A 25,017-nucleotide genomic window follows, 5' to 3' on the forward strand; every position below is an offset into this window, starting at 1 on the left:
GCCGATGGGGTGCGGCGCCGACGCGTGTGTTACGGGCTGCTAGTCAATGAAACATAACGAACGCGCGGTGATGATGTCAAGCAAATTCTCGCCCGGCCAGCGTATTCCGCGGCGCCCCTCCAGATTCTTCAAATCCTTTGATGGTAAGGGTTCCAGCTGATTTCACCGACTCGGCCATTCGGCCTAGGGAGAACACCGACACGAGACTTGTTAGGCAACTTTGAACAATCGCCGCGTGTCCGTTGGGCTGATCACCCGCCGCGCACACCCTGCGTGTTCACGTACAGCGAATACAGACCGTGGCTCGCAGCCATGAACAGCCGGTTGCGATGCCTGCCGCCGAAGCACACGTTCGCGCAACGCTCCGGCAGCGCGATATGCCCGAGCGCTTCTCCGCGCGGCGAGAACACGCGCACGCCGTCGAGTTCGTCGGTGCCCATGCCCCAGCCGCACCACAGGTTGCCGTGGATATCGACGCGAAAGCCGTCCGGCGTGCCTTGTTGGGCGTCGATCAGCACCCGGTTGTTCGCGAGCGCGCGCCCTTCGTCGACGACATCGAATGCGCGGATCGTGCGCGGCGTCGACCGCGATTCGACGACATACAGCACGGATTCATCCGGCGAGAAAGCGAGTCCGTTCGGCCCGCTCACCTCGTCGCAGACCATCGTCACTTCGCCCGTCCGACCATCGACGCGATACACGTTTTGCGGCAGCTCCGGCTCCTGCTTTTCGCCTTCGTAGAAACTGTCGATGCCGAATGACGGATCGGTGAACCAGATCGAGCCGTCCGATTTCACGACCACGTCGTTCGGCGAATTGAAGCGCTTGCCCTCGTAGCGGTCGGCGATCACGGTGATCGACCCGTCGTACTCGGTGCGCGTGACGCGCCGTGTCAGATGCTCGCAGGTGACGAGCCGCCCTTCACGGTCGCGCGTATTGCCGTTCGCATTGTTCGACGGCCGGCGAAACGGCGTGACGGCGCCCGTTTCCTCGTCCCAGCGCAGGATACGGTTGTTCGGGATGTCGCTCCACAGCAGATAACGGCCGTCGCCGAACCAGACGGGCCCCTCGGACCAGCGCGCGCCCTGATAAAGGCATTCGACAGAAGCCGTGCCGAGGCGCAATGCGTCGAAGCGGGGATCGAAACTGCGGATGGAAGGATCGGGATAGCGTCGTTGGTTCGGATTGCCGAATTCGATCATGGCGCGCTCCGGGCGAGCGCGGAACGTCGAGCGTATCGACGCCCCGCGCGTTGCCGTTCTGGTTCGTTATTGTGATGTGCGTATGAAGCGAGGCCGCTCTTACGCCTGCGTAGGCTTGCCGTCGCGCAGACGCCAGAGTTTCAGCGGATTGTCGTCGCGCAGCGATTTCGGCAGCAGTTCAGCGGGCAGGTCCTGATAGCAGACGGGACGCAGAAAGCGCTCGATGGCCGTCGCGCCGACCGACGTGGCGCGCGGATCGGACGTCGCCGGGAACGGCCCGCCGTGCACCATTGCATACGACACCTCGACGCCAGTCGGAAAGCCGTTCGCCAGGATACGGCCGGCCTTGCGTTCGAGCGTCGGCAACAGGCGTTGTGCGATGACGTGGTCTTCGGGTTCGATTTGCAGCGTGGCCGTCAATTGGCCTTCGAGGTATTCGGCGACCTTCACCATCTCGTCGATGTCGGCGCACGTCACGATCAGCGACGTCGGCCCGAAGATTTCGTCTTCCAGTTCGGCGGAAGCGAGAAACTGCATCGCCGAAGTCTGAAACAGCGCAGGCAGCGCGGCGCACGTCGCATCCGACGACGTGCCGCGCGCAATGCTCTGCACGCCGCGCTGTTCAGTGCGATGCGCGACACCATCCTGATACGCGTTCGCGATGCCCGGCGTGAGCATGGTCTGCGCGCTCTTTTGCGCGAGCGCCTTCGCCGCGGCGTCGATGAAAATCTGCTTGTGCGGACCTTCGAGGATCAGCACGAGGCCGGGGTTCGTGCAGAACTGGCCGACGCCGAGCGTCACGGATTCGACGAAGCCCGTCGCGATCTGCTCCACGCGCTTCGCCAGCGCGCCGGGCAGCACGAAGAGCGGGTTGACGCTGCTCATCTCGGCGAACACAGGGATCGGCTCGCGGCGCTTCTGCGCGAGATTGACGAGCGCAAGGCCGCCCGCGCGCGAACCCGTGAAGCCAACCGACTTGATGGCCGGATGCTGGACGAGCGCCTCGCCGATTTCGTTGCCCGCGCCGATCACGAGCGAAAACACGCCTTCGTGCAGACCGCAATCGGCGACGGCTTTCTGAATCGCGCGACCGACCAGTTCGGACGTGCCAAGATGCGCCGCGTGTGCTTTCACAACAACTGGGCAACCAGCTGCGAGCGCAGACGCCGTATCACCGCCCGCCACAGAGAAAGCGAGCGGAAAGTTGCTCGCTCCGAACACGCCGACGGGACCGACGGGAATCTTGTGCATGCGCAAGTCGGGACGCGGCAGCGGCTTTCGATCCGGCAGCGCGGAGTCGAGCGTCGCGGAAAGCCAGCGGCCTTCGCGCACCAGCGAAGCAAACAGCTTGAGCTGCCCGACCGTGCGCGCGCGCTCGCCTTCGAGCCGCGCCTTCGGCAGCGCCGATTCGGCCTGTGCGCGCTCGATCAGCGTGTCGCCGAGGCCGAGGATGTTCTCGGCAATCGTTTCCAGAAAATGCGCGCGAATTTCGAGCGACGTTTGACGGTAGGCATCGAACGCAAGCGCGGCCAGCGCGCACGCGCGGTCCACTTCGATCGTGCCTCCCGCGCCGAACTCGGGTTCGATCTCCATGTTTCGCGCCGGGTCGAACGCGCGCAAGGTACCTTTGGTACCGCGCACCTCCGATCCGCCGATCAGCATGTCTCCGGTAATCTGCATGTCCAGCTCCTGTCAAAGGCCACGCGACACGACCTCATGTCGCAGCGCGCGGCCTGGAATCCCAATAACGGGTGTGCGACGTCAAGAATGCGCGGACGATTCCGCGAGATGGCGCTCGAAATCGAGCAAGGCCAGCGTCGCAGCTTCGATCTTCGCATGACGTGCGAGCGGCGTCGAACTCAACAGCGGCAAAATCGGCCCCATGCCAGCGAGCTTCGATAGCGTCACTGCGTCGTGCAGCACGCGGATCAGCGAATTGTCGTCGCGCGGGGTTTCGAGCGGCGTGAATGCGTCGTATAGCCTCCGCGTTTGCCACTCGTGTTCCGCTGTTTTGCCGCTTTGCGCCTTCGCCACGCGCGGCAAGGCCATTACCGCGCGCGGCGCGATGCAGCCCGAACCCGTCGTCCACGCGGCCAGACCGAATTGCCGCACGTGCACGAGCGCCGGACGCTCGCCCATTCCTCAAATCGCCTTCGCCGGAGCCACGCTTTGCAGCAGCCGGTGAAGACGGTCGTCGCGTGAAGGATCGTCGCGCGCGATTGCATACTTAGTAGCAACCAGCGTGCCGCGATCGACGAGACGCGCGAGCGTATCGACGGTTTGTCTTGCCGCCATAAAGCAGCGTGCGAACCCGCCCGCCGCGATACGACCGCAGCTTCCGGTTTTCGGCTGGACCGAGCGCCAGATCGGGGCGGCGCGCAAGCGGCGGCACCGCCATCACGCTAACCGAAAACTCGCTTTCGAACGGCAAGGACACATCACGCGCCAGGTTAGCATGGCTTGCAATGTTGTCAAACAACCATAGCCGCAGCGCGGCCCGCATATACGTTGCATGAAAACGATTTTCCTCATACAAATGAAGGCTTCGGAAGGTTTAATGCAGAAATGTCTTTTAAAAAGCTGGTATGACAACGCCTGGAAAATCGAACAGATTTGAATCAAATTTTTGTAATCTCTTCCGATTTGTTAGATTCGATCGCACTAAATACCGAGTCAAAAATGAGCGAGCGCATTTCAAAATAGCGTCGTTAATCGAATGGCCGCATGCCAAGTCGGGAGCGGACTTCCGCAATTCGATGCACAATTGGACGGCCTGTATTTAATGGGGCGGTTCCGCGCGATGCTGGATTTTCGAACCAAAAATGAAACGGATGAAAATTCACTATCGCCATTTCGCATTAGTCGGCTAATAATGGTGATAAATTAATGCGTAACAAGATGATGATGAGTATGCGCAGCATCGGCATGGCCATAGCCCGCTCCGCTGCGAACCTCGAGAGATAGCACCTTGCCGCAACATTTCATTGAACAGATGTCGCCGTTGCTGGAAGCGGAGAACGACGTCACGTGGTTCCGCGAAGTCGCCCGCCTGGCTGACGGCTGGGGCTTTGACCGCGTGCTGGTCGGCATTCTCCCGCGGCCGGGCATCCGGCTGGAGGACGCGTTCATCCGCAGCACGTACTCACCGACGTGGCGGCAGTTCTACAACGCCCAAGGGTTCGCGCACATCGATCCGACTGTCACGCATTGCATGACGAAGTCGTCACCGCTGATCTGGTCGCCGGATCTCTTCTCGACCAATCCGCAGCAAACCATGTATGAGGAAGCCCGCGCGCATGGCTTGCGCGCGGGCGTGAGCCTGCCCATTCACGGGCCGAGGCAGGAAGCAGGCCTGATCTGCTTCGTCAACGACCGCAATCCGAGCGACGATTTCTGGCGTCATCTCGATGTCGTGTTGCCCAATCTGGTGCTGTTGCGCGACCTCGTCATCGACACGAGCCAGCCCCATCTGAATGCTCACACGCAGGCGCTTGTCCCGAAGCTCACGCCGCGGGAACAGGAATGTCTGAAATGGACCGCCCGGGGTAAGTCCACGTGGGAAATCTCGCACATTCTTAATTGCTCGGAAGCAGTGGTGAACTTCCACCTTAAGAACATTCGCACGAAATTCGGCGTGAACTCACGGCGCGCGGCGGCCGTGATAGCAACGCAACTCGGTCTTATTGATCCAGGTTGATCAGCTCACGCGCTTCCGGATTGTGGAGCACCTTTTCCGCTCTGCCGAGGTCGCCGTCCGTGACGGTCTTCGTGAAATAAAGGCCCAGCAGGATGGAGACGGGTGCCGGAATCTCCGCGCCCGACTCGAAGCGGCTGCCACGCGACTGGGTCACGCCGAAACGCGCCCAGAACTGACGCTGGCTTTCTTTCCTTTTCTTGCGGTACGCAATGATCATCACCCGGTCCACGCCGGACGAAGCGTCAGGATTAAGGCCGTGCACGGTCGGTTGAACGTTTGCGTGAACACCCGATTGCCAATGATTGTGAAGTTCCATGATGTTTTCCTGGTGATTGGCTTGCCCTCGTCTCAATTTTGTAATCATCAGACGCGATCGGCACCTATCCAGGTGAGTAGGTGTTTTTTTTATCCGAAATGCATACGTTTCCCTGCGTACCGCGACCACGTAAGGAGCACACCATGCATACGGCAATTCGTATCGGCACTCGTCAAGAATTCGATAACGACCACATCAACGAAATGTACCGGCTGCGCGCCCGCGTCTTTCGGGACCGGATGGGATGGGACATTCCGACCATCGCGGGCATGGAAATCGACGGCTACGACGCGCTCAGCCCGTACTACATGCTGATTCAGGACGGCGACCGGCACGTGCGCGGCTGTTGGCGGCTGATGCCGACAGAAGGGCCCAACATGCTGAAAGATACGTTCCCGCAGCTGCTCGACGGTCACGACGCACCAGTCGGGCGGCATATATGGGAATTGAGCCGCTTTGCCATCGAAACGGACGGCGAGCAAACGTTTGGCTTTGCAGAACTGACGATGCACGCGATCCACGAACTGGTGACTTTCGCTGACCGGATGGGGATCACCTGCTACGTGACCGTCACGACGACGGCGATCGAGCGGCTGCTGCGGCGGGCGGGCATCGAGACCACGCGGCTCGGGCCGCCCGTGAAGATCGGCGTCGAACGGACGATCGCGCTCGACATCTCCGTCGACGCGATTCGCGCGGCTGTCTGCAAGCCGATGCCCGTTGCGGCCTGACGGTCCGACGGCCGTCGGCGCGTTCATGCTGGCGTAATGGCGGCAACGGGTCAGGCGCGAAGCCGAGGGGCGCGGTACGCCTCGCGCGTCGTCCCGGCGTCTGACCGCTCGCCGCTGCCAGGACCCGGCGAGGCCGGATCGAGCCGGCGCGCTTAGCCGCGCCGGAAGGTGATGTGCGCGATCCGGCGTACGAGGAACGCGGCCGTTAGCGCGGCGCAGCCCGTCAGCACGACGCCGATGTGTATCGACTGCATCAGCACGTGACGCGCGGCGTCCAGCAATGCGGGGCCTTCGAGCCCCGCCCGTTTCAGCTCGATCAGCAGCGAGTCGCGCAGGTTCTCGTCGACGAGAATGCGCGGATCGGCAAGCTTCGGTCGCCATAGGGACGCGACGGGCTCGCCGAGCACGCGCAGCGAGTCCTCGACGCCTGACGTGTAGCGCCGGTTCACGACTGTCGCGACGATGCTGGTGCCGAGCATGCCGCCCACCATCCGGGTCGATTGCAGGAGCGCCGTCGTGATGCCAAGGCGATCGCGCCCGGCAATCTCCTGGCCGAACACGTTCAGGTTGTTGAGAATGAAGCCGAGGCCAATCCCGACAGCGGCCATCGACAGCTCCAGATACAGATGCGGCGTCGCGGGTGTCGCGAGCGCGATGCCGACCGACGCGGCCACGAGCAGGCTGAAGCCGATCGACAGGATCGCCGTCGGCCGCGACATGTGAATCACGATGCGCGTGTTGATCAGGCTGCCGATCGCGATGCAGGCAGCGATCGGCGTCGCGAGCAGACCAGCCTGTTGCGGCGACAGCCCGAACCCGCCTTGCAGCAGCAGCGGCGCGAAAAAGATCAGCGAGAACATCACGAAGCCCGACAGCACCGACAGCGTGAACAGCGTCACGAGTTGCGGATCCTTGAACAGATCGAGCGGCACGATGGGATGCGTCGCGCGCCGCTCACACATGAGCAGTGCTGCCGCGCCCATGGCCACCAGCGCGGCGAGCAACAGGTTGCCCGTGGTCAGGCCGTCTTTCGGCACGGCTTCGATGACGGTCTGAAAGCCGCCCAGCACCAGCGCGACGAGCGCGGCGCCCGCCCAGTCGATGCGCACGTCGCCCGCGCGCTCGCGCCGGTAGTACGGCAAGTGAGCCCAGATGAAATACAGCGCGAGTGCGCCAACGGGCAGATTGACCAGAAAGGTCGAGCGCCAGCCGAAATGCTGGCTGAGCCAGCCGCCAAGCGACGGTCCCGCAGCCGTACCGATCCCATAAGCGGCTGCCAGCACCACCTGCCAGCGCACACGGGTGCGCGGGTCGGGAAAGAGATCGGGAATCGACGCGAACGCGGTGCCGACCATCATCCCGCCGCCCACGCCCTGCAGGCCGCGCGCGAAAACCAGAAACGGCATGCTGGCAGCGAGGCCGCATAGAACGGAAGCGCCCGTAAAGACGATCACGGCCGCGATCACGAAACGCTTGCGGCCGAAGTAGTCGCCAAGGCGTCCGAACACGGGCACGGTGACGACGGACGCGAGCAGATAGGCGCTCGCGATCCACGCGTAGTACTCGAAACCGTGCAGTTCGACGACGATCGACGGCAATGCCGTGCTGACCACCGTCTGATCGAGCGCGACCAGCATGTTGACGAGACCAATGCCGAGCATGGCCAGCAGCGCGTCGCGAAAAGGCAGAGGACGGGAAGGATTCAATTCTTTGCGATGCGGCGCCTGGGGACTCCTTTCGCGCCACATTTCCTGGATCGGGGAGGTCAACGGAAAAAGCGGGCCGCGTTTGAAGCGGCCCAGTGAAGCGGAGGAAAACGTCAGGAACCGAACATCCGGTCGCGCGCGTGCTCGAGATGCAGGCGCATTGCCTGGCCGGCGGCGGCAGCGTCCTTGCGGCGGATCGCTTCGAGCACGGCCAGATGCTCGGCCTGCACGAGCCGCTGGCGCTCCAGCGTCTTCACCAACGACAGGTTGCGCGACAGGTTCATGCTGAACACGATCTGCTCTTCGATGAACGACATCATCGTGATGAAGAACTGGTTCTTCGACGCGCGCGCGACGGCGAGGTGAAACGCGAAGTCGTCCTTTGCGCCGATGCCCTGTGTCTCGATGATGCGTTCCAGTTCGTCCCACGCGTGCTGGATCGCGGCGATGTCGTCGGCCTCGGCCATCTGCGCGGCGAGTTCGGCTGCGCCCGACTCCGTCACGATGCGAAATTCATAGCAGCGCCGGATATCGGACAGCGTCTCGAGCGGCGCGAAGCGGCGCACGTCGGGGTCGGGCCGGCGCGCGACCGTCGTGCCCGAACCATGCCGCGTCACGATGATGCCGTCGGCGCGAAGCCTTGCCAGCGCTTCGCGAACCGTGGGCCGCGAGGTCTCGAAGCGCTCCGCGAGCGCGTGCTCGGTCGGCAGACGCTCGCCTTCCTTGTACTCGCCTTCGAGAATGCGGTTGAGAATGTCGCCGTAGATCTTGTCCGGCAGACCTGTCGATTTGCGCTCGTTCATCATCGAGGTAGCGGCTTGTCAGAGTAGATTTAAATTGTAAGGCAAATAGCGCGCGCCGCTTGACGAAAATCAAGGCGCTTTCAGGCTCGAAAGCACGTTTTTGCGAGTACGCCGCCAGTATGAACGACCGCGTGCCCGTCAGCAAAATTTGACAAATCTTTGATTGACATCTGCCCGCCGGCGAACGAAAACGCGGATTTTTCGACGATCATTTAAGCTGCAAGCGCAATCCGACGGATTTTCGCTGGCGGCGGGCGAAATAGGGCGGCGCGCCGCTCACACACGGCACGGAGGCTTTATGTACACACGCATACTCGTTGCAGTCGACGGCAGCCACACATCGCGCCGCGCTTTCGAAGGCGCGCTGAACCTGGCGAGCAAACTGGGCGCGACGCTGCGCGCGTTCTACGCGGTTGAAAATACGCCGATGTATTTCGACGCGCCCGGCTACGATCCGTCTGTTTTACGCAACCAGCTCGTCGAGCAAGGCAACGAACTGACGGCGGAGTTGTCGGCGGCGATGCGCGAACGCGGTGTCAGCGGCGACTTCGCGGTCGGCGAGGCGTCATCGCTCGATGACGTGCCGACGCTCGTGCTGCGCGCCGCCGCCGATTTCAACGCCGATCTGATCGTGATGGGCACGCACGGGCGACGCGGCATGCAGCGGTTGATACTCGGCAGCGTGGCCGAGCGCTGCGTGCGCCAGTCGACGCTCCCCGTGCTGCTGATTCCATCCGCAGCGGGCGGCGAGACTGCGCCGGAACCGGAAGCCTGAGCGGCAGAATCCTGCTGCGCCTCCGCGTGACTTCGCTCAATGGCGAAGTCCGCCGTGACGCGTCATTTTGCCGCGAAGTTGCGCGCGCATCGAGTGGGACAATCGGTTGTCACCCTCTTTTCGCCGGTTGGTCCCATGCTCACTCCTACCGCAATTCCCACAGCCCCCGCCCGTCGCGTGCGGGTCACTTCCACAGCCCGTGCCGCGCGCAGCACCGCGCGCTGTTCATCGTGCGCGATGCGTCACCTGTGCATGCCGCAAGGCGTCGCCGCCAATGAACTGCCGCAGCTCGAAGCGCTGATCTGTTCGGCGCGCTCGGTGCGTCGCGGCGAGGCGCTCTACCGCGCAGGCGATTCCTTCGACAATCTGTACGCGGTGCGCTCCGGTTCGCTGAAAACGGTGATGGCGCATCGCGACGGCCGCGAGCAGGTGACGGGCTTGCGGCTCGCAGGCGAAGCGCTGGGACTCGACGGCATCAGCAGCGACACGCACGCGTGCAGCGCGGTCGCGCTCGAAGACAGCTCCGTGTGCATCATCCCTTACGCCGCGCTCAAACATTTGTGCCGCGAGATCGGCTCGATGCAGGAGCGTCTGCACAAGCTGATGGGCGAGCAGATCGTCCGCGAAGCCGCGCAGATGATGGTGCTCGGCTCACTAAGCGCCGACGAGCGAGTTGCGGCATTCCTGCTCGACATCTCCGAACGCAATGCGCAACGCGGCTACTCATCGGCCGAATTCAATCTGCGGATGACGCGCGAAGACATGGGCAGCTATCTCGGCATGACGCTCGAAACCGTGAGCCGCACTCTGTCAAGATTTCAAAAGCGCGGACTGATCGACGCGCAAGGCCGGTTCATTCATATCGTCGATCCGGAAGGCCTGCGCCTGGTCGGCGCTCCGACTCCCTGATCCGGCAAGGCGCAGGCACGCGGCGGCGCATCGGCGGCGCTCGCGGGCATGCGCCTGGCATGTCTCCTGCGGCTGCGGTACAGTTTACGACTGTCCCTAGAGGAGACCCGGCGAAATGAATCGCGACCCTGCTCCGCAACAACCGCTGGTCCAACGTCTCATCGACGCGCGCCGCGTCACGGACGCCCTGTTCGCGGTCGTCAAACCCGAATACCTCTATGAACGTCCGATCCGCGAACGTCACCGGATCGTGTTCTACATCGGTCATCTCGAAGCCTTCGACCGCAATCTCTTCGACGAGCGCCTCTGCCCGTTGCCCGCGTTCGCGCCGGAGCTCGACACGCTGTTCGCGTTCGGCATCGACCCCGTCGATGGCGGCTTCCCCACCGATCAACCTTCCGACTGGCCGTCGATCGATGTCGTGCGCAACTATGCGAAGCAGGCGCGCGAGCAGATCGACAGCAGCCTTCGCGCATTCGAGTTCGTCAGTGGCGGGATGGCGACGGGCTCGCCTGAACAACTGCTGCATGTCGCGATCGAGCATCGGTTGATGCACGCGGAGACGCTCGCGTACATGCTGCATCAGTTGCCGCTCGAGATGAAAGCGGCGCCGGCGGGAACGCGCTCGAATGCGCAATCGGCGCGCAATGTCGAATCGGCGCCGATGGTGCCCGTGTCCGCAGGCGAAGCCGTACTCGGCATGAAGAAAGAGGACGGCCGGTTTGGCTGGGACAACGAGTTCGGCGAGTTGCGCGTCCATGTCGATGCATTCGAGATCGACCGCTACATGGTTACGAACGCGCAGTATCGCGAGTTCATCGACGAGGGCGGCTATCTCGATCGCGCGTATTGGAACGACAAGGACTGGGACTGGAAGGAAGCCGAGGGCATTACGCACCCTGTCGCGTGGTCGAAGGATGCGCACGGCGACTGGATCTTGCGCACGATGTTCGACTCCATCCCGCTGCCGGCTGATTGGCCCGTTTACGTGAGTCATGCCGAAGCGAGCGCGTATGCGCGCTGGGCAGGCAAGGCGCTGCCGACGGAAGCGCAATGGCAGCGCGCCGCGCAAGGCGCGCCGCACGCGGCGACGGGAAATTTCGATTTTCGTAGCTGGGACCCGCAGGCGGTCGATGCGTCATCGGAAAACGTCAGCGCGTTCGGCGTCGAAGGTCAATATGGCAATGGCTGGGAATGGACGTCATCGCTTTTTGAACCGCTGCCGGGGTTTGATCCGTTTCCGTTCTATCTCGGCTATTCAGCCAATTTCTTCGACGGACAACATTACGTGCTGAAAGGCGGATCGGCACGGACTGCGCAATGCATGCTGCGGCCGACTTTCCGCAACTGGTTTCAGCCGAGGTATCAGCATGTGTATGCGGGGTTTCGGTGTGTGAGAGCCTGACCCAAGCATTGACGCGAACGACTCGGGTCGGGCTGCCGTTCGACCAGGCCGAGTCGCAACGCAACGTGAGGCTCGATCGCGCCGCAAAGACGTGCACCGTCGAAGTGACGACCGACATCGCGTCGGTCCAGGCAAATAGCACGAAGCCCAACAGCGATGCTCACCCGCACAGCCGACAGCAATTTTCACCCGCTAGCCATGCGCCTTCCCGGCGCGCCGCTTGATCTCCCCTCGCGTCTGCGCACGCGCAGCATCCGTCTTGACCTGTGCTTCGTTGGCAAGCAGTGACGCCGAGAAAAAGCTGCCCATAACCGCCGAAAGAATAATGAAGATCGACGCTGCATCAGCAAGCAAGCCGAAATACCTGAACAGCACGAAGCAGATCGAAAACAGCAGCACATTCAGCGTCACGCCGACGAACGCATAGGCCTTCGGCACGACTTTCACGAACGCCGCAAAGCGCGAATTCGTGCGCGGCACATACCAGATAAGCAGCAGTCCGAAGCCCACGATAAAGCCGATTTCGGCCCACTTCAGCCAGAGTGGCCGTCGCAGGAACCGGCCTTCGAAAATCGTCTCGATCGCCTGCGCCTGGATTTCGATGCCGGGCACCAGTTCGCCGAGCGCAGTCGTGCGCATGTCGGTAAGACCCGTGCCCGTCAGCCCGACCAACACCAGCTTGTTGCGAAAGCGGTCCGCGTCGGCTTTGCCGCGCAGCACATCGAGTGCCGACACGTAACGATGCTGCGTCGCCTGAATGGACGCGAAATGCAACCAGACGTCGCCGTCGGGCTGCGTAGGCACCCGCACATCCGCGACGCCCAACGCCTGCACGCCCGTGTTGTCCGCGAACACCTCGACGGCGGGCGAACCCGTGGCGACACGCAGCATTTCGATCGGCAGGCCCGGCACCATCTTGTCGCCGAGCCCCATGATGAGCGGAATGCGCCGCACCGTGCCTTGTTCCTGTGCGACATTCAGCATCGCCTGGCCGTGCGACGCGCCCTGCAATTCCGGCAGGCTCGCCAGCACGTATTTGAACCGATGCACCTTATCCAACGGGTCGGCGCCATGCACGAGGATCGGCGAGCTCAGCAGATCGGTGCTGGTCGTGGAGGTCGCGTGATCGAACGCGACCGCGCCCAGCACGGACGGCGACGCGCGCAGCGACGTGGCGAGAATGCGTTCGTGGCTCGGCAGCGCGCGCAGTTGCGTGGCGATGTCGTCCGCTGTCGACGGCAGATTGTCGGCCACGCGGGCGGGCGAAGTCTGATCGGGCTCCGGCATGTAAATGTCGAGCCCGATAGCCAACGGTTTTTTCGCAGCGATCGCGTCGACCAGGTTCGCCAGCCGGTTGCGCGGCCACGGCCATTGACCGATGGCTTCCAGCGTCTTGTCGTCGATCTCGACGATGGTCACCGGCTGCGAGGTCGGAATGCGTGGCGAACGACGCTGAAAATGATCGAACAGAAGCTGCCGCGCGGAGCCGAAGGTATCGGGCATCACTGCGTCGAGCCTGTCGAGGAACGCAGGACGCGGCAGGTTGCCGGGCCATTCGCTGAGCAGGTTGAACAGGATCAGCGCGAACAGCACAGTGAGCGCCCAAGGTCGTCCCTGGTACGCCTTCACCATGGTTCTGACAAAGTTGAACGAACAGGCGCAGTAACGTTTCATGTCAGCGCGCTCAATGAGTGAAGATGACACGCGCCCGCCCGAATCACTGGATCGTGATGACCACCCGCCGGTTCATCTGATTGGGCACGCCATCCGCCGTGTGGACGACGGGCTCACGCTTGCCCCGTGCTGCCGTCTCGATCTGCCGCTGCGCAATGCCCGACTTGATCAGGAACGACGCGACACTTTGCGCCCTGCGCATCGAAAGCCGGTCGTTGAACTCGTCCGAGCCGGCCAGGTCGGTGTGCCCCACGACCGTCAGGTGAGGCGCCGGCCAGGTCGCCAGCACGGCTTTCAACTTTTCGACGGTGGCCGCCGAACCGGGCGCCAGTTCAGTGGCGGAGTCGAACACGAAGTTGATCGTGAACGTCATGGGGCGCGGAGGCCGCGCCGCAAACAGATCGCCGTAGCGGGCCTGCACGTTGGCCTGGTTGTCCGTCGTGACTTCGATGGCGCCGCTTTCGGCAACATCAGCATGAGCATACGCCTTGTCCATCACTTGTGTCTTATTAGCGCTGCGGACGACGACCGTTCCGACGCTGCCGTCCGGATTGGGCAGCAAGGTGATTTTGTCGGGGGCCGAGCTGCACGCGGTCAGAAAACCCGACATCGCGAACGCCACGGCCGCTATCAACCGATGTCGTCCCGTCACCGCGTTCAAGGTTGGCTCTCCCCTTTGCCGCCGACTTCGATGATGAATTCGGTGCCGCGCACGCCGAGCGTGGTGGTCGGTGTGCTGTAGTGCACGGCATCGGGATTGGCCTTGCCGAGCTTGCCGTCCACCACGGCAAGCGAACCGCGCTTGATCGATGCATCGAGCGCGCCTTCATACGTCGTCGTATTGAAGGCGAACCGGTTGAGCTCGAGCGTCGAATTGGCGCCTTCGGAAAGCAGCGTGTTGTCGCGCAACGTAATGCCGACAGAAGACGCAGGGCCCGTCACGATGCGGTCGTTGCTGAAAATCTCGCTGCCGACGGCCACGTCCACCGTTCGCCCCGCCCGTTCGATGTGCGCCGTCCCCTTGACGGTCTTCACGACGCCGATTGAATCGTCGGCCAGCGCATTGACGGCTGGCGTGCATCCGAACGCAACAATCAACGCATACTTGATGGCTTCGCTACGCATGGGCGGCCCCGAAAAACGACGCGATGCTTCCGTGATCGCAGCGAGCATAGCGTTGTCTGCTGAATCGCTCCGTTCGCTATCGCACAAACGAAGAGGCCGTCGGGCGCGTTCTTTGCATTGGACGCGGGTCGCCTTTGCGGGCTACGCAGCACGCGCCCCGATTGATGAATTGCGCGCAACACGGTGCGCCCGTAGCGGGTCTTCTGACGGGCGTGCTGCTTCCCGACGTGACGGGGACGCTGCTGAGCCACATCCGCGATTTACGATGGCAAGCGTCGATATCGGCGTTGCGCCCGCGCTGACGCTTTTATATCAATGGATCGCTCGTCGATTGCGCATGCGTGCGCATCAGCCGCAAGCGATTGGCGTTGGCCACGCGTCGACTCATCTGATTTCGACGCGAGTTTCGATTGATGCCGCAAGGGCAACACCGTGAGCACGGCTGCGTCACTACCGCAACACGCAGCGCCCGCCTACGATGATGACATGCGGCGCATCGCCGTTCACGACATCCGCGAAGCGCCGGTGTTCGCTCATCCTCGCCAGGAGATTTCAATGACGCAGCGTATCAACTACATTCAACAATCGCCGGAGTTGTTCAAGAAGTTTCTTGAGTTCAGCAACCTGCTGAACGAATGTGCGCTCGAAGAAACGACCCGCCACCTCGTTTCGATCCGCGCATCGCAGATCAACGGCTGTGGCTTCTGCGTCGACATGCATGTGAAGGAAGCGCGCATTCACGGTGAGCGCGAGCTGCGCCTCCATCACGTTGCGATATGGCGCGACTCGACGCTCTTCTCAGCGCGCGAACGTGCTGCGCTCGAATGGACGGAAGCGCTGACGAAGCTGTCCCATCATGGCGTGTCCGACGCGATCTATGACCTCGTGCGCGCCGAATTCTCCGAGAAGGAACTCTCGGACCTGACGTTCGACGTGGTGAAGATCAACGGCTGGAACCGCGCGAACGTCGCGTTCAGAACCGTGCCGGGTTCGGCCGACAAGGCATTCGGCCTGGAAAAGGCGAACCTCGCCTGAGCGATCGGGCTCGTTCGCCTCCATCTTGGGCCCGCGCGCGGGCCATGTCATTTGGGATGCACATCATGTTCCGCTTGAAAAACATCGCAATCGCAATGCTCGTCGCCGCGGGCGCATTGATCGGCGACGCACAGGCCGCGGCGCCCGAGGCCATCGTCACACCGCTGATGACAAAGCCGCTCGACGACTATCCAGGCAAGGAAAGCCTGATGATCATGGTCGAGTATCCGCCCGGCGCGGTCGATCCCGTGCACCGGCATCATGCGCATGCGTTCGTCTATGTGCTGGAAGGAACGATCGTGATGCAGGTCAAGGGCGGCAACGAAGTGACGCTGAAGCCGGGACAAACCTTCTATGAAGGCCCGAACGACGTGCACACGGTCGGACGCAACGCAAGCCAGACCCAGCCCGCGAAGTTCATTGTGCTGCTGCTGAAGGACAAGGGCGCGCCTGTGCTCGTGCCGGAGAAATAGGCGGGGCAACGCGTGCGCCGCAAGCAGACGGATCGAACGCACAAGCGCAACCTGGCGCTCGCGACGGGAGCGGACACAGGCTCCCGTCGAGTCGAACGCAAACCGCGCTACGCGATCTTCCCGCCCATTTCGTCGTCGATATAGGCGCGCACGATATCGTTGAACGACGCATCGCCTTGCAGGCCGAGCCGCGCCGCGCGCGAGATATCCCAACGCGCCGGCCAGCTGCCGACGATCTTCTCGACGCGCTCATCCGCCTGCCATTCGATGCGCGCGGCAACGGCGTCGCCCGCCACTTCGCGCAGCGCCGCGATCATTTCGTCGACCGTGACGGACACGCCCGGCAGATTCACCGTGCGCCGGTTGCCGAGCGCGGCTGCGTCGATCTCGCAGCCCGCCACGAGGCATTCGACTGCCTTGCGCGGCGACAGCAGCCACAGACGCGTCGCGCCGCTCACGGGGCACACCGCCTTCTCGCCATTCAGCGGCTCGCGAATGATGCCGCTTGCAAACGACGACGCGGCCGCATTCGGCTTGCCGGGCCGCACGCTGATGGTCGGCAGGCGCAGCACGCGGCCATCGACGAAACCGCGCCGCGCATAGTCGTTGAGCAGCAGCTCGGCCATCGCCTTTTGCGCGCCATACGACGACTGCGGATTCAGTGCCGTCTCGTCGAGCACGACAGCAGGCAGGTCGCCGCCATACACCGCGACGGAACTCGTGAACACGACGCGCGGCCGGTGCCCGCGCATCCGGCATACGTCGAGCAGCAGCCGCGACGCGTCGAGATTGATGCGCATGCCCAGATCGAAGTCGGCCTCCGCCTGGCCGCTGACGATGGCGGCGAGGTGGAAGATCGCGTCCGTCTTATCGTCGATCATGCGTTCGAGCACACTGCGCTCGGCAATATCACCGACTTCGACGCGCACGCGCCTGTCGTCGGGACCGGGCGCTGCCACGACATCAAGCAACACCAGTTCGGTGATCGGCTGACGTTGCCCGTCAGCGCCCGTCAGTTCGCCGCGCGCGAGCAGCGCGCGCGCCAGCCGCTGGCCAAGAAATCCCGCGCCGCCTGTGATCAGTACTTTCATGTTCCCGTTGTCCCTCTGTGTGTCCGTCTGTCGAATGCGCGTGCACGCCGTTCACGAATGCGCTCAGCCGCGCGGCTTCACGTACGGCCTGATCCAGCCGAGCCCCGCCGACGTGCCCGCGCGCGGCCGGTATTCGCAGCCGATCCAGCCTTCGTAGCCGAGTTCGTCGATCAGCGCGAACAGATACGGATAATTCACTTCGCCGAGATCCGGCTCGTGCCGCTCGGGCACGCCCGCAATCTGTATATGGCCGATGCGCGGCATGTCGCGCTTGAGCTTCATCGCGAGATCGCCTTCGACGATCTGACAGTGATAGCAATCGAACTGCACCTGCAGGTTCGCCGCGCCGACTTCCGCGCAGATGGCCTGCGCGTCGTCCTGCCGGTTCAGAAAGAAGCCGGGAATATCGCGCGTGTTGATCGGCTCGATCACCACGGTGATGCCGTCCGCCTGCGCGGTCTTCGCGGCATACGCGAGATTCTGCAGATACACGTCGCGATGCGCGGCGCGCGACTCGTCCTGTCTGATCAGCCCCGCCATCACGTGCAGCTTCTTGTTGCCGAGCACGCGCGCGTATTCGAGGCCGGTATCGACACTGCGGCGAAACTCGTCTTCGCGGCCCGGCAACGACGCGATGCCGCGCTCGCCTGCCGCCCAGTCGCCCGGCGGCGCATTGAAGAGCGCCTGCGTGAGCCCGTGCTCGTCGAGACGCGCCTTCAGGTCGGCGGCAGGGAATTCATAAGGGAACAGAAACTCCACGGCCTCGAAGCCGTCGCGCGCCGCAGCGCCGAAACGGTCGAGGAACGCGTGTTCGTTGTACATCATCGTCAGATTGGCGGCGAAGCGAGGCATCGAAGCAACTCCTTATCTATCTATCGGACGAAGGCCGCATGCGCAGTGCGACCGGCCTTCGTGCAAATGGGCGTTTAGCGGTTCACGAGACGCGCGGGCGTCAGCCACACGGCGAGCGCGCCGATCACCAGCATCGCGGCCAGCACGTACATGCCGGACTGCGTGCTATGCGTCACGTCTTTAAGATAGCCGATCATGTACGGGCTCGCGAAACCCGCGAGATTGCCGATCGAATTGATGATCGCAATGCCCGCCGCCGCCGTCGCGCCCGACATGAACGCCGTCGGCAGCGACCAGAAGAGGGGAGCGCAGGTCAGCACGCCCGCCGCCGCAACCGACAGGAACGCGATCGACACAGCTGTGTTGTTCACGAACGAAGCCGCAACCGTGAAGCCGACTGCGCCCGCAAGCGCCGGGCCGATCAGATGCCAGCGCCGTTCGCGATACTTGTCCGCGCTGCGGCCCATCACGTTCATCACGACGATCGCGACGAGAAACGGAATTGCGCTCAGCAGGCCGATTTCGAATGCGCCCGTCACGCCCGTCGACTTGACGAGCGTCGGCATCCAGAACGTCAGCCCGTATTGGCCCGTGACGAACGCAAAGTAGATCAGCGACATCCACCACGTACGCGGATCGCGAAACACCGCGCCGACCGAATGGGTCTTTGCTTTTTCGTGCGGCTGCGCGGCGATTTCATCGGCGAGCAGCTTTTTCTCGCGCGGCGTGAGCCATTTCGCACCCGCAATGCCGTTGTCGAGATAAAGAATCGTCGCGATGCCGACTGCGATCGCGGGCAACGCTTCGATCAGGAACATCCATTGCCAGCCGGCGAAGCCATGATGCGAATCGAACGTCTGCATGATCCAGCCCGACAGCGGATTGCCGAAGATGCCCGACACGGGAATCGCCGACATGAACACCGCGATGATCTTCGCGCGCCGATGAGACGGATACCAGTAAGTCAGATACAGAATCACGCCCGGATAGAAGCCCGCTTCGGCGAGACCAAGCAGAAAGCGCAACGCATAGAACTGCGTCGGCGTCTTCACGAACACGAAGAGCGCGGAAATCAGGCCCCACGTGATCATGATCCGCGCAATCCAGATGCGCGCGCCGAGCTTGTGCATCAGGATATTGCTCGGCAGCTCGAACAGGAAGTAGCCGATGAAGAAAACGCCCGCGCCGAGCCCGAACACGGTCTCGCTGAAGGCGAGGTCCTGCGCCATCTGCAGTTTCGCAAAGCCCACGTTGACGCGGTCCAGATACGCGACCACGTAGCACAGCATCAGAAACGGCACGATGCGCCAGAACACCTTGCGATAGGTGCGGTCGAGTTCCGCCGCGCCGGGTTGCCCGGCCGCGTCGGCGGTTGCAGCAGGGCGTACGGATGCTGCCTGATAGCTTGTCATGCACTGTCTCCTTCGGATGGCGCCGGTTGCGGGCCGCCCGCTTCGCATTGAGCGGCCCTCCAGCTTTTTTGCCTGGTTAAGTGATACGAAATCAGTGGAAAGAAATCCGCGACCCTGGCGGACCTGTTGAATCCCGATAGCCTCGTGCGCCCGATTACCAGCGCGCGCCGAACACCGCGCGCAACTCCTCGAGCGCGGCCTCGTCGAGAGGCGCCGGGCGTGGATTCGTCATCAGCCACAAGCGCGCCGTCTCTTCCAGTTCTTCGAGCGCATACGAAGCCTGCGACACCGAGCGCTCCCAGACGACGGGCCCGAGCCTTTCGAGCAGCACGCCGCGCACGCTGTCCGCGAGTTCCGCGATGCGCTGCGCGACCTGCGGATCGCCGGGACGTTGATAGCGAATCAGCGGAATATGGCCGACCTTCATCACGTAGTAAGGCGTGATGGGCGGCAGCACGTCCGCTTCACTCCATACGCCGGCGAGCGTCAGCGCGACGAGATGCGTCGAATGCGTGTGCACGATGCCGCGCGCGTCGCGATTGCGCTCGTAGACGCCGCGATGCAACGCGAGCGTCTTCGACGGCTTGCCGCCCGATACGGCATTGCCCGCCAGATCGACCTTCGCGATCTGCGAAGGGTCGAGGCGGCCGAGACACGCGTCCGTCGGCGTGATCAGCCAGCCGTCGTCGAGGCGCGCGCTGATGTTGCCCGCGCTGCCGACGGTATAGCCGCGCGCGTACAGGCTCGCGCCCGTCACGCAGATTTCCTCGCGGATTTTCGCTTCGCCGCTGCTATGGATGGCAGGTGACGCGCCAGCGTTCATTGCGCTTCTCCTTCCAGATGACGAAGCGCCTTGGCGAAGAAATCGACAGCACCGAAGTTGCCCGACTTGAGCGCGAGCGCAAGCGGCGCAGCGCCGATCGTCGCGGTGGCGGGCACGCCCGGATCGATCTGCTTGCCGATGCGCAGCATCTGCACGCCAAGCGCCTGCACCACTGCGCCCGATGTCTCGCCGCCCGCGACGACGAACTTGCGCACGCCGAGATCGTGCAGACCGCGCGCAATCGACGCGAGCGTGCGCTCGACCAGTTCCCCCGCCTGAGCCACGCCGAGTTCGCGTTGCGTCGCCTTCACTTCATCCGGTGAAGCCGTCGCGTAGATCAGCACGGGCTGCGGCTGGGCCGCGTTCATGTGCTCGCGCGCGAACGCCAGCGCCTGTTCGACGACAGGTTCGCCGCGCGCCGCAGCGAGCGGATCGATGCGAAACGCGGGCCGCGTGTCGCGCCATGCGGCGACCTGCGCATTCGTCGCTTTCGATGCGCTGCCCGCCAGCACCGCTGACGCGCCTTCGACGCGCGGCAGTTCGCCCGCATTCGCCGCATCGGCGAGCAGGCCCGCGCGGCGGAAGTTCGCCGGCAAGCCGAGCGCGACGCCCGAGCCGCCCGTGATCAGCGGTAGATCCGCGCACGCTTCGCCGAGCGTGTAGAGATCGTGGTCCGAAACGGCGTCGGCGATGGCCATGCGCACGCCGTCGCGCTTCAATGCATCGACGGATGCGCGCACCGCGCCCGCGCCTTGCGCAAGCGCGTCGTAACGCACGAGGCCGACTTTCGATTGCGTCTGCCGTTGCAGCACGCGCACGAGATTCGCGTCCTTCATCGGCGTCAACGGATGATGCTCCATGCCCGATTCGTTCAGCAGCACGTCGCCGACGAACAGATGCCCGCGGTAGATTGTGCGGCCGTTCTCCGGAAATGCCGGGCATGCGATGGTGAACGGCGCATCGCCCGCCGGGGACAGCGCATCGAGCAACGCATCGGCGACGGGGCCGATGTTGCCCGCATCGGTCGAATCGAACGTCGAGCAGTATTTGAAGAAGAACTGGCGGCAGCCCTGTGCGCGCAGCCATTCGAGCGCGGCGAGCGATTGCGCGACGGCATCGGCGGCGTCGATGGTGCGCGACTTCAGCGCGACGACCAGCGCATCGGCTTCGATGCGCGTGCCGGCAGCGGGGACGCCGATCGTCTGGACGGTGCGCATGCCGCCGCGCACCAGCATGTTCGCGAGATCGGTCGCGCCCGTGAAGTCGTCGGCGATGCAGCCGAGCAAGGGCTTCCTTGCAGCGTTCGTCATGTCATCGCTCCTCTCGCTCAGCGCTTCGCGGGCACATCGATGCCCGGGAAAATCTTGATGACGGCGCTATCGTCTTCGCCGCCGTGCCCCGCCGTCGACGCCATCATGAACATCTGATGCGCCGCCGCCGACAACGGCAGCGGAAACTTCGAACGGCGCGCGGTATCGAGCACGAGACCGAGATCCTTGACGAAGATATCGACGGCCGACAGCGGCGTGTAGTCGCCGTTGAGAATGTGCGGCACGCGGTTCTCGAACATCCACGAGTTGCCCGCGCTGTGCGTGATCACGTCGTAGAGCGCATCGGGGTCCACGCCTTCGCGCAAGCCGAGCGCCATCGCCTCGGCGGCGGCGGCAATGTGCACGCCCGCCAGCAGCTGGTTGATGATCTTCACCTTCGAGCCCGCGCCATGCTGGCCGCCCAGCCGATACACCTTGCCCGCCATCGCGGCGAGTACGTCTTCGCACGCGGCATAGGCAGAGTCGGGGCCGGACGTCATCATCGTCATTTCACCGGACGCCGCGCGCGCCGCCCCGCCCGACACGGGCGCATCGAGCATCTGAAGTCCGGCGGCTTCGACGCGGCGGCCCAGCTCGATGGCGAAATCGGGCGCCACGGTTGCGCATGCGATCACGACGCCGCCCGGCTTCATCGCGCCGAGCGCGCCGTTTTCGCCGAACAGCACGGCTTCCGTTTGCGCCGCATTGACGACGAGCGTAACGACGACATCGCACTGCGCGCCGAGTTCGGCGGGGTTCGCACACGCCTTGCCGCCCGCGGCGACGAACTGGTCGAGCACATCGCGGCGAACGTCGCATGCACGGACGTCGAAGCCGCCGCGCAGCAGCGACCGCGCGACGCCCATTCCCATTGCGCCGAGACCAATCACACCGACATTTCTGGACATACTTTCCTCTACGAGAAGGCTTCGGACGACGGCTCGCGCCTGTCGTCCGCAAGCGCGTGATGGGTTCAGCGGATACCGGCTTCGGCGAGCCGGCGTGCCGCGTTGTACATGTGCGTCTGCGCTGCGTTGCGCGCCGCCATCGGATCGCCCGCGCGGATCGCGGCGACGATCGCCGCGTGCTCGTCGCGCACCTGGCGGGAAAAGTCTTCGCGCAGCGCCTCGTTGCGGCGCGTGACCACCGTGCCCGCTTCGAGGTACTGGTTGAGGAACGTGAGCGTCTTCAGGAAATACGGATTGCCCGTCACGGCAGCGATCGCGCGATGAAACGCGACGTCTTCAGCGACACCGTCGCGGCCTTCGGCAACCGCTTCGTCGATCTTTCTGAGCGCGGCGTCGATGGCCACCATATCGGCGTCGGTGCGGCGCATTGCGGCCTCTGCCGCGACTTCGGCTTCGATCGCGCGGCGCAGCGCGAGTATCTGCAGCACCGAGCCGCCTTCCATCGCCTCCGCGTAGTCGATCCGCAGCGGACGGATCGCGCCGTGCACGGACACGTACACGCCGCTGCCCTGGCGCGGCTCGACCACGCCTTCGTTCTTCAGCCGCGAGATCGCCTCGCGGATCACCGTGCGGCTCACGCCGAACTCCTGCGCGAGCACGGCTTCTGTCGGCAGCTTGCCGCCGCGCGCGAACGCGCCCTTGTCGATCTGCGCGAGCAGTTGCTGGGCGACCGTCTCGCTGAGCGCCTTGTTGGGTATCTTCTCGAACATATCAGCAAATTTGCCATGTCATAGGGTCATCATACAAATTTGCGAAAGCGAATGGGCAGTGGGGCAAACCCTAAAAACGTCGATGAAGCGGAGCTACCCCCAAATAAAAAAACGCCGCGAAGCGTGCCCGCTTCGCGGCGTCCTGCATTGAATGACTTGTCGAATCAGACTGCCTTCATCTGCTCGCGCGCCCACACCACGGCCGCGCGCGCCGGCGCGATGCCCGTCGCCTTCACGCGCTCCGCGAGTTCGAACACGCGCGGGCCGATCTGCGCAACTTCGTCGAGCACCGTCTGCTTGTCCGCCGATCCCAGGTACTCGCGCACGCAGCTGATGATGCCGCCCGCGTTCACGAGGAAATCCGGCGCATAGAAGATGCCGCGCTTGTGCAGCGTGTCGCCCTCGGCGAGCGACATCAGCTGGTTGTTCGCCCCGCCCGCGATCACCTTGAACTGGCAATCCGCCGCGACCGTCTCCGTGATCGAGCCGCCGAGCGCGCAAGGCGCGAACACGTCCGCATTGACGCCGGAGATGCGCGCCGTATCGGCGACTTGCGCGCCGAACATCTGCTTCGCGCGCTCGGTCTTGTGCGCATCGATGTCCGACACGATCAGGGCCGCGCCCGCGCGGTGCAGCCGCTCGCACAGATCCCAGCCGACCGAGCCCAGGCCCTGCACCGCGACGGAAATGCCGTCGAGCGTGTCGCGGCCGAGCGCGACCTGCACGGCTGCCTTCAGGCCGACGAACACGCCGTACGCGGTGCGCGGCGACGGGTTGCCGCCATACACGTCGTTGTCGCGCGGAATGCCGCTCACGTACGGCGTCTCGCTCTGCACGGCGCGCATGTCATCGGCTGTCGTGCCGACGTCCTCGGCCGTCAGATAGACGCCGCCGAGCGATTGCACGAGGCGGCCAAACGCCTTGAACAGCGCGGCGCGGTCCATCTGCTCCGGGCGCTTGAGGATCACCGCCTTGCCGCCGCCGAACGGCAGTCCGGCGAGCGCGTTCTTGAATGCCATTCCTTGCGACAGACGCAGCGCATCGTGATACGCCTCATAGTCCGATGCGTACTGCCAGTAACGGCAGCCGCCGAAGGCAGGGCCGCGCGCCGTGCTGTAGACGGCGATCACGGCTTGCAGGCCGGATTCGGCGTCGTTGGCCACGACAATGCGTTCGTGAGCGGGTTCGCCGTGAAGCCCGAAAAGCGTTCCAGCGAAGTTCGTCGTCAGTCGGTCCATCAGTGTTCCTTCCTTGTGGGCAGGCGGTTGGGTCCGCGAAGCGATGGGCTTCGCGCCGGCGGGCCGCAAGTCGTCCGGGTCGCGGACACCTGCGGCTAAGCTCGCGAGGCCAGCGCAGTCGCTGGCGGCTCGATCGCAAAAGTGTATGCGGCCAAATTCGGAGATTTGTTCTGTTTATCTGGAATTCGGCGGCTCGTGGCAGAATAATCACCCAATAAAATTCAGGCCTGAAGACGATTCGTCTTCCCTTTCGTCGGACAGGCCCGTGCCGGAGGCAGCATGAAACTGGACAGCACCGATCAGCGGATCTTGCGCGAGCTGCGCAACGACGGACGTATCTCGAATGCGAAGCTCGCCGAGCGCGTCGGCCTGTCGGCGACGCCGTGCTGGAACCGTGTGCGCGCGCTCGAAGAAGCGGGCGTGATCGAGGGCTATGCCGCGTTGCTCAATCAGAAGGCGCTCGGCCTGCCGGATACCGTCATCATCGAGGTCAAGCTCGCGAAGCACGACGAGCGCACGCTCGAGCGCTTCGGCGAAGCACTCGCCGATTTGCCGGAAGTCGTCGAAGCGTTTCTCGTGTCGGGCGAATACGACTACCTGATCAAGGTCGCGGTGGCGGGCACGGAAGGATACGAGTCGTTTCTGCGGCGCAAGCTATACCGGCTGCCTGGCTTTCAGGACAGCCGCTCGATCTTCGCGCTGCGCTGCCTGAAACGCTCGGTGTCGGTCGAGCCGTGACGCAAGCGGCGCGGCTGCGGGGCA

26 protein-coding genes are annotated in these 25,017 nt (G+C 63.7%); 8 read left to right on the forward strand and 18 right to left on the reverse strand.

The annotated features are described in order from the left end of the window. Positions 1-251 precede the first annotated feature (251 nt). The 4 genes from J8I87_RS12465 to J8I87_RS46315 form a co-directional block, all read right to left on the reverse strand. The gene (locus J8I87_RS12465; protein WP_209931767.1) at positions 252-1,202 is read right to left on the reverse strand and encodes an SMP-30/gluconolactonase/LRE family protein; all 951 of its coding nucleotides are present in this window, start codon (positions 1,200-1,202) and stop codon (positions 252-254) included. Between the two features lie 99 nt (positions 1,203-1,301). Then, positions 1,302-2,882: an aldehyde dehydrogenase (NADP(+)) gene (locus J8I87_RS12470; RefSeq protein ID WP_209931768.1), complete on the reverse strand. Its 1,581-nt coding sequence runs from the start codon at positions 2,880-2,882 to the stop codon at positions 1,302-1,304. An 81-nt stretch (positions 2,883-2,963) separates the two neighbouring features. Further along, positions 2,964-3,341 (reverse strand): hypothetical protein, encoded by a 378-nt coding sequence (locus J8I87_RS46310; protein WP_409518750.1) that lies wholly within the window; start codon positions 3,339-3,341, stop codon positions 2,964-2,966. A 3-nt stretch (positions 3,342-3,344) separates the two neighbouring features. Continuing rightward, positions 3,345-3,497 (reverse strand): hypothetical protein, encoded by a 153-nt coding sequence (locus J8I87_RS46315; RefSeq protein ID WP_409518751.1) that lies wholly within the window; start codon positions 3,495-3,497, stop codon positions 3,345-3,347. A gap of 697 nt (positions 3,498-4,194) precedes the next feature. On the opposite strand from J8I87_RS46315, the gene J8I87_RS12480 reads away from it, so the two are divergent. Beyond that, positions 4,195-4,899: a LuxR family transcriptional regulator gene (locus J8I87_RS12480; protein WP_209931890.1), complete on the forward strand. Its 705-nt coding sequence runs from the start codon at positions 4,195-4,197 to the stop codon at positions 4,897-4,899. On the opposite strand, the gene J8I87_RS12485 is transcribed toward J8I87_RS12480, so the two are convergent. Beyond that, entirely contained in the window at positions 4,883-5,215 is a 333-nt protein-coding gene (locus tag J8I87_RS12485) for a helix-turn-helix transcriptional regulator (protein ID WP_209931769.1), read from the reverse strand. The genes J8I87_RS12480 and J8I87_RS12485 overlap by 17 nt on opposite strands. Before the next feature lie 143 nt (positions 5,216-5,358). Between J8I87_RS12485 and J8I87_RS12490 the strand changes: the two genes are divergently transcribed. Continuing rightward, a complete protein-coding gene (locus tag J8I87_RS12490) occupies positions 5,359-5,946 on the forward strand; it encodes an acyl-homoserine-lactone synthase (RefSeq protein ID WP_209931770.1) in 588 nt (195 codons plus the stop codon). Between the two features lie 152 nt (positions 5,947-6,098). On the opposite strand, the gene J8I87_RS12495 is transcribed toward J8I87_RS12490, so the two are convergent. Further along, the gene (locus J8I87_RS12495) at positions 6,099-7,607 is read right to left on the reverse strand and encodes an MFS transporter (RefSeq protein ID WP_209931891.1); all 1,509 of its coding nucleotides are present in this window, start codon (positions 7,605-7,607) and stop codon (positions 6,099-6,101) included. 158 nt (positions 7,608-7,765) lie between these two features. Beyond that, positions 7,766-8,455, reverse strand: coding sequence for a FadR/GntR family transcriptional regulator (locus J8I87_RS12500; protein ID WP_209931892.1), 690 nt, complete (start codon positions 8,453-8,455; stop codon positions 7,766-7,768). Between the two features lie 298 nt (positions 8,456-8,753). Here J8I87_RS12500 and J8I87_RS12505 point away from each other — a divergent pair, with 298 nt between their 5' ends. The 3 genes from J8I87_RS12505 (at position 8,754) to J8I87_RS12515 (ending at position 11,544) form a co-directional block, all read left to right on the forward strand. Then, positions 8,754-9,230: a universal stress protein gene (locus tag J8I87_RS12505; protein ID WP_209931771.1), complete on the forward strand. Its 477-nt coding sequence runs from the start codon at positions 8,754-8,756 to the stop codon at positions 9,228-9,230. 135 nt (positions 9,231-9,365) lie between these two features. After that, a complete protein-coding gene (locus tag J8I87_RS12510; protein WP_209931772.1) occupies positions 9,366-10,139 on the forward strand; it encodes a helix-turn-helix domain-containing protein in 774 nt (257 codons plus the stop codon). A gap of 115 nt (positions 10,140-10,254) precedes the next feature. Further along, positions 10,255-11,544, forward strand: coding sequence for an SUMF1/EgtB/PvdO family nonheme iron enzyme (locus tag J8I87_RS12515; RefSeq protein ID WP_209931773.1), 1,290 nt, complete (start codon positions 10,255-10,257; stop codon positions 11,542-11,544). A 192-nt stretch (positions 11,545-11,736) separates the two neighbouring features. Here the strand turns inward: J8I87_RS12515 and J8I87_RS12520 are convergent, their stop codons facing one another. Genes J8I87_RS12520 through J8I87_RS12530 form a run of 3 tightly spaced genes read right to left on the reverse strand, consistent with a single transcriptional unit; the run spans position 11,737 to position 14,343 of the window. Continuing rightward, complete coding sequence (locus J8I87_RS12520; protein WP_209931774.1) at positions 11,737-13,218, reverse strand: CHASE2 domain-containing protein; 1,482 nt, start codon at positions 13,216-13,218, stop codon at positions 11,737-11,739. A 43-nt stretch (positions 13,219-13,261) separates the two neighbouring features. Beyond that, positions 13,262-13,870, reverse strand: coding sequence for an OmpA family protein (locus tag J8I87_RS12525; protein ID WP_313064447.1), 609 nt, complete (start codon positions 13,868-13,870; stop codon positions 13,262-13,264). 5 nt (positions 13,871-13,875) lie between these two features. Further along, a complete protein-coding gene (locus J8I87_RS12530; RefSeq protein ID WP_209931775.1) occupies positions 13,876-14,343 on the reverse strand; it encodes a FecR domain-containing protein in 468 nt (155 codons plus the stop codon). Positions 14,344-14,898: 555 nt separating this feature from the next. Between J8I87_RS12530 and J8I87_RS12535 the strand changes: the two genes are divergently transcribed. Together J8I87_RS12535 and J8I87_RS12540 are read left to right on the forward strand one after the other, a co-directional pair. Next, positions 14,899-15,378 carry a carboxymuconolactone decarboxylase family protein gene (locus J8I87_RS12535; protein WP_209931776.1) on the forward strand — a complete coding sequence of 160 codons (480 nt, stop codon included), beginning with the start codon at positions 14,899-14,901 and terminating at the stop codon, positions 15,376-15,378. A gap of 65 nt (positions 15,379-15,443) precedes the next feature. Beyond that, positions 15,444-15,851, forward strand: coding sequence for a cupin domain-containing protein (locus tag J8I87_RS12540; protein ID WP_209931777.1), 408 nt, complete (start codon positions 15,444-15,446; stop codon positions 15,849-15,851). Between the two features lie 107 nt (positions 15,852-15,958). Here J8I87_RS12540 and denD read toward each other — a convergent pair whose 3' ends face one another. From denD to J8I87_RS12580, 8 genes are all read right to left on the reverse strand, one after another. After that, the gene (gene denD, locus J8I87_RS12545) at positions 15,959-16,942 is read right to left on the reverse strand and encodes a D-erythronate dehydrogenase (protein WP_209931778.1); all 984 of its coding nucleotides are present in this window, start codon (positions 16,940-16,942) and stop codon (positions 15,959-15,961) included. Between the two features lie 63 nt (positions 16,943-17,005). Next, the gene (gene otnI / locus J8I87_RS12550) at positions 17,006-17,794 is read right to left on the reverse strand and encodes a 2-oxo-tetronate isomerase (RefSeq protein WP_209931779.1); all 789 of its coding nucleotides are present in this window, start codon (positions 17,792-17,794) and stop codon (positions 17,006-17,008) included. A gap of 74 nt (positions 17,795-17,868) precedes the next feature. Continuing rightward, positions 17,869-19,206 carry an MFS transporter gene (locus J8I87_RS12555; protein WP_209931780.1) on the reverse strand — a complete coding sequence of 446 codons (1,338 nt, stop codon included), beginning with the start codon at positions 19,204-19,206 and terminating at the stop codon, positions 17,869-17,871. 154 nt (positions 19,207-19,360) lie between these two features. Continuing rightward, on the reverse strand, positions 19,361-20,029 hold the full coding sequence (locus tag J8I87_RS12560) for an aldolase (RefSeq protein WP_209931781.1): 669 nt from the start codon (positions 20,027-20,029) through the stop codon (positions 19,361-19,363). Next, on the reverse strand, positions 20,026-21,339 hold the full coding sequence (gene otnK, locus J8I87_RS12565; protein ID WP_209931782.1) for a 3-oxo-tetronate kinase: 1,314 nt from the start codon (positions 21,337-21,339) through the stop codon (positions 20,026-20,028). Before otnK ends, J8I87_RS12560 begins: the two co-directional genes overlap by 4 nt. Before the next feature lie 17 nt (positions 21,340-21,356). Continuing rightward, positions 21,357-22,316 carry an L-threonate dehydrogenase gene (ltnD, locus tag J8I87_RS12570; RefSeq protein ID WP_280923070.1) on the reverse strand — a complete coding sequence of 320 codons (960 nt, stop codon included), beginning with the start codon at positions 22,314-22,316 and terminating at the stop codon, positions 21,357-21,359. After that, entirely contained in the window at positions 22,313-23,017 is a 705-nt protein-coding gene (locus tag J8I87_RS12575; RefSeq protein ID WP_209931784.1) for a FadR/GntR family transcriptional regulator, read from the reverse strand. The genes ltnD and J8I87_RS12575 overlap by 4 nt, the downstream gene beginning before the upstream one ends. 164 nt (positions 23,018-23,181) lie before the next feature. Next, complete coding sequence (locus tag J8I87_RS12580; protein WP_209931785.1) at positions 23,182-24,255, reverse strand: amino acid dehydrogenase; 1,074 nt, start codon at positions 24,253-24,255, stop codon at positions 23,182-23,184. A 279-nt stretch (positions 24,256-24,534) separates the two neighbouring features. On the opposite strand from J8I87_RS12580, the gene J8I87_RS12585 reads away from it, so the two are divergent. Then, positions 24,535-24,993 (forward strand): Lrp/AsnC family transcriptional regulator, encoded by a 459-nt coding sequence (locus tag J8I87_RS12585; RefSeq protein WP_209931786.1) that lies wholly within the window; start codon positions 24,535-24,537, stop codon positions 24,991-24,993. Positions 24,994-25,017: the final 24 nt, after the last annotated feature.

Source organism: Paraburkholderia sp. LEh10 (assembly GCF_017814945.1).
In the GTDB taxonomy this organism is placed as follows: Bacteria; Pseudomonadota; Gammaproteobacteria; order Burkholderiales; family Burkholderiaceae; genus Paraburkholderia.